The 4,425-nt window shown below is 77.2% G+C and carries 2 protein-coding genes; both read left to right on the top strand.

Annotation, left to right across the window (positions count from 1 at the left end; all coding sequences use genetic code 11):
- On the top strand, nt 1-618 hold a 618-nt coding region (locus tag AB0K09_RS30285; RefSeq protein WP_366068609.1), incomplete at its 5' end, for a methyltransferase domain-containing protein.
- A 231-nt stretch (nt 619-849) separates the two neighbouring features.
- Nucleotides 850-4,353, top strand: coding sequence for a nicotinate-nucleotide--dimethylbenzimidazole phosphoribosyltransferase (gene cobT / locus AB0K09_RS30290; RefSeq protein WP_366068610.1), 3,504 nt, complete (start codon nt 850-852; stop codon nt 4,351-4,353).
- Nucleotides 4,354-4,425 lie beyond the last annotated feature (72 nt).

Below are 4,425 nucleotides of genomic sequence, written 5' to 3' on the forward strand. Positions count from 1 at the left end.
GGGGGGCTGCGGCTGCTGCGGCCCGGGCAGCGGGTGCGCATCGAGTTCGCCGAGGAGTCCGGCGGTGCGGAATCCGGTGGTGCGGGATCCGGTGGCGACGCCCCCCTCGGCGAGGGCGAGTCCACCGAACTGCGCGCCGCCCAACTCGCCCGGCTCGGCCCCCGCGTCGGCGACCTGGTCTGGGACATCGGCTGCGGCAGTGGTGCCGCCGCCGTCGAGGCCGCCCGCTTCGGTGCCGCCGTCATCGCCGTCGACCGCGACGCCGACGCCTGCCGCCGCACCGCCGCCGCGGCCCGTCGGCACAGTGTTCAACTGCAGGTCGTCCACGGGGCCGCCCCGCAGACACTCGAAGACCTGCCCGAACCCGACGTCGTCCGCGTCGGCGGCGGGGGAGCGGAGACCGTCGCCGCCTGCGCCGACCGCCGACCGGAGCGGATCGTCACCCACGCCTTCACCCGCGACGACGCCGAGGCCGTCGGCCGCGTCCTCGCCGAGGGCGGCTACGCCGTCGAGTGCACGCTGCTCCAGGCAGTGGAGTTGGACACAACCGGCTGGGCCGAGCGGGAACGCGCCGTAGCCTTCCTGCTGAGCGGCCGTCGCATCCAGCCCCGGCAGTAAAGGGCGCCGTCGGGCCCCGGTACGGGCGGGGGGTAGGCTGGCGGACCGTTGTGCGAACCGCCCGGTGTCCGACACCACAGTCACCAATGCCCCGAACCCGCCCCCCTCTTGGTGCGTACAGGGCAGGGTGGCACCGGACGGCACGCCAACGTGCCGCGAGGCATGGACGCTCGTTGTTGTCTATGGGCGTGAGCGGTTGGAAGGAGCACTACCGATGGGCGAGGGGTACGCATGACCGACACCGGCCGGTTCCCGGGCGAGGGACAGCCGGAGAACGCAGGCGCACTGCCCGGCCACCCGCTCCCAGCGGACGGGGCAGCCCCTGCCGACGCCGGAATCGAGAATTCCTATTTTCTCGGCCACGCACCGGACCACGACCACGCCGACCAGACCGAGGGCGCGGACGAGGACGACCTCCTGCTGATGCCGGGTGCCCAGGGTGCCTGGGCCGAGCAGCCGCTGCTCCAGGGCGGTACGCACGAGACGGGCGGCCGCGACACGGGCTCCGTCGACTACAGCGCCGTCCGCACGGCCCCCGCGCAGCCGCGCCGCCCGCTCCACATGGGCCCGCCCACCCCGGATCCCGCCGTCGGCGGCGTCGTCCGCTCCCTCGCGGACCGCGGCCCGGCCGTACCGGCTCCGGCGGCCCCCGAGTACCTCGACGCTCCGCACCTCGACGCTCCGCACGAGGAGGCGCAGGCCGTTCCCGCCCCCCGCCCCGCAGAAAGCCCGGAGGTGCCGGCGCAGGCCACCGCCGAGGCCGTCGTCCCGGCGCCGGTGGCGGTCGCCGAGCCGCCGCAGGCCCCGCAGGTCCCGCACCAGGCACAGCCGGCGGCCGAAGCGCCCGCCGCTGCGGCGCCCGCCGCCGCTGCCGAGGGCCCCGAGGCGCAGATGCGGCTCGCCGCGGAGGCTGTCGCCCCGGTGGCGGCGCCGGTCGCTGTTGCGGAAAGCCCGGAGGTGCCGGCGCAGGCCACCGCCGAGGCCGTCGTCCCGGCGCCGGCGGTGGTCGCCGAGGTGCCGCAGGCTCCGCAGGTCCCGCACCAGGCGCAGCCGGCGGCCGAAGCGCCCGCCGCTGCGGCTCCCGCCGCCGCTGCCGGCAGCCCGGCGGCGCAGAGCGCCACCGAGGCCGTCGTGTCCGCGCCCGCCGTCGCGGACGCGCAGAGCGCGTCGCCGGAACCTGCGCCCGCCACCACTGTCCCGGCGGCAGTCCCCGCTGCCGCGGCGTCCGCTGACACGCAGTCGCCCGCCGACGCCCCTGTCGCGGCGGGTGCCCGGAGCGCGGTTGCGGCACCGACCGAGCCGCCGGCCCAGCCGGTCGCCGACGCGGCGCCGACCGTCGTGCCGCAGGCCGCCGTCCTCACCCCGGCCCCCGCCCAGGACCAGGGCGCGCCCGAGCCGCAGGCGCAGGAGGCCCCCATGGCGCCCCCCGTCGCCGCCGACGCCGTGTCAGGGCCCGTCGAGGCGGCCCCCGCGGAGGTTCCCGCGCCGCCCGTCGCCCCGGCGGTGGCCGAGGAGATGCCGGCGGCGGCTCCCGTCGTCGCCGAGGCCCCGGCCGGGGTTCTGGCCCCGCCCGTCGCCCAGGAGGCGCCGCAGGCGCAGGCCCCGACGGTCGCGCCCCCGGCGCCCGAGGCACCCGCGGAGGCCGTGCTCGTGACCGATGAGGCCACGCAGGCCCAGGCCCCCGTCGAGACCCCGGCCGCACCGGCCGTCGAGAACCAGCCGGACGCCCAGGCCCCGGCGGAGGCGCCCGCCCCGGCCGAGGAGCCGGCCCCGGAGCCGGAGGCGCCGGCCCCCGCGGTCGCCGAGGCCGTGGACGCGCCGCAGGCGCGGGAGGAGGAGCCCGCCACCGCCGAGGCCGCGCCGCAGGCGCTCAGGCTCGTCCCCGAGGGGCCCGAAGCGCCCGAGGGGCCCGAGAGCGCGGACGCGACGGACGCCCCCGACGCGGCGGACGCTTCCGCCGACGCCCCCGAGGCCGCCGGCGAGCCCGCCGAACCGGCCGGCCCCCCGGCCGTCGGTTTCGCGGACGCCGAGCGGGCCGCCGTGCACCGGGTGATGCGCGAGCGCCGCGACATCCGCAAGGGCTTCCGCACCGACCCCATCCCGCACGAGGTGCTGCTGCGCGTCCTGGAGGCCGCCCACACCGCACCCAGCGTGGGGCACTCCCAGCCCTGGGACTTCGTCGTCATCCGCTCCGCCGAGACGCGCCAGGCCATGCACGAGCTGGCGGAGCGTCAGCGCGAGGCGTACGCCCGGTCGCTGCCGAAGGGGCGGGCGAAGCAGTTCAAGGAACTGAAGATCGAGGCAATCCTCGACACGCCCGTCAACATCGTCGTCACCGCCGATCCCACCCGCGGCGGCCGGCACACCCTGGGCCGGCACACCCAGCCGCAGATGGCCCCCTACTCCTCGGCCCTCGCCGTGGAGAACCTGTGGCTCGCCGCCCGCGCGGAGGGCCTCGGCGTCGGCTGGGTGAGCTTCTTCGACGAGCGCGAGATGGTGCGCGAGCTCGGCCTGCCGGAGCACCTGGAGGTCGTCGCCTACCTCTGCGTCGGCTACGTCGACGAGTTCCCCGACGAGCCGGAGCTGATGCAGGCGGGCTGGTCCAAGCGCCGCCCGCTGTCGTGGGTCGTCCACGAGGAGACGTACGGCCGCCGCGCGCTGCCCGGCGAGGACCCGCACGACCTGCTCGCCGAGACCCTGCGCGGCATCCGCCCGCTCGACGCCAAGGCGCTCGGCGAGGCGTGGGAGCGGCAGAAGCGCATGACCAAGCCGTCCGGCGCGCTCGGCATGCTGGAGATCATCTCCGCCCAGCTGTGCGGCCTGTCGCGCAAGTGCCCGCCGCCCATCCCGGAGCCTGCCGCCGTCGCGATCTTCGCGGGCGACCACGGGGTGCACGCCCAGGGCGTCACCGCGTGGCCCCAGGAGGTCACCTCGCAGATGGTCGGCAACTTCCTGGGCGGCGGGGCGGTCTGCAACGCCTTCGCCAACCAGGTCGGCGCCGAGGTCTGCGTCGTCGACGTCGGCGTGGCGGGCGAACTGCCCAGCACTCCCGGCCTTCTGCCGCGCAAGATCCGGCCCGGCACGCACGACTTCACCACCGGCCCCGCGATGACCCGCGAAGAGGCGCTGCGCGCGCTCGAAGTGGGCATCGAGACGGCCCGCGACCTGGTCACGGCCGGCAACAAGGCGCTGCTGACCGGCGAGATGGGCATCGCCAACACCACCGTGTCGGCCGCCCTCATCGCCGTCTACACCGGCGCCGACCCGGCCGAGATCACCGGTCGCGGCACCGGCATCAACGACGAGATGCACGCCCGCAAGATCGACGTCGTACGGCGCGCGCTGGAACTCCACCAGCCCGACCCGAACGACCCCATCGGCGTCCTCGCGGCCGTCGGCGGCCTGGAGCACGCCGCCCTCGTCGGCCTGATCCTGGGCGGCGCCTCGCTGCGCACGCCGGTGATCCTGGACGGGGTGAGCGCCGGGGCCGCCGCCCTGGTCGCCCGGGCCATCGCGCCCGAGGCGCTGGCCGCGTGCATCGCCGGACACCGCAGCGCTGAGCCGGGCCACGTCGCGGCGCTGACCAAGCTCGGCCTGCGGCCGCTGGTCGACCTCGACCTGCGCCTCGGCGAGGGCACGGGCGCGCTGCTGGCGCTGCCGGTCGTCCAGAGCGCGGCCCGCGCGATGCACGAGGTCGCCACCTTCGACACCGCCGGGGTCGCGGAGAAGAGCTAGCGACACCCCCGGGCACAGGGACCCGGGCAGTCGCCGCCGCCGTCGACGCGGCGCGCGACGTCCGGGAGGTCC

Origin of the sequence: Streptomyces sp. NPDC049577, from assembly GCF_040675635.1 — a bacterium.
In the GTDB taxonomy this organism is placed as follows: Bacteria; Actinomycetota; Actinomycetes; order Streptomycetales; family Streptomycetaceae; genus Streptomyces.

Excerpts from the sequence above, each read along its gene's own strand:
- cobT (WP_366068610.1), top strand. The coding sequence starts at position 850 with ATGACCGACACCGGCCGGTTCCCGGGCGAGGGACAGCCGGAGAACGCA.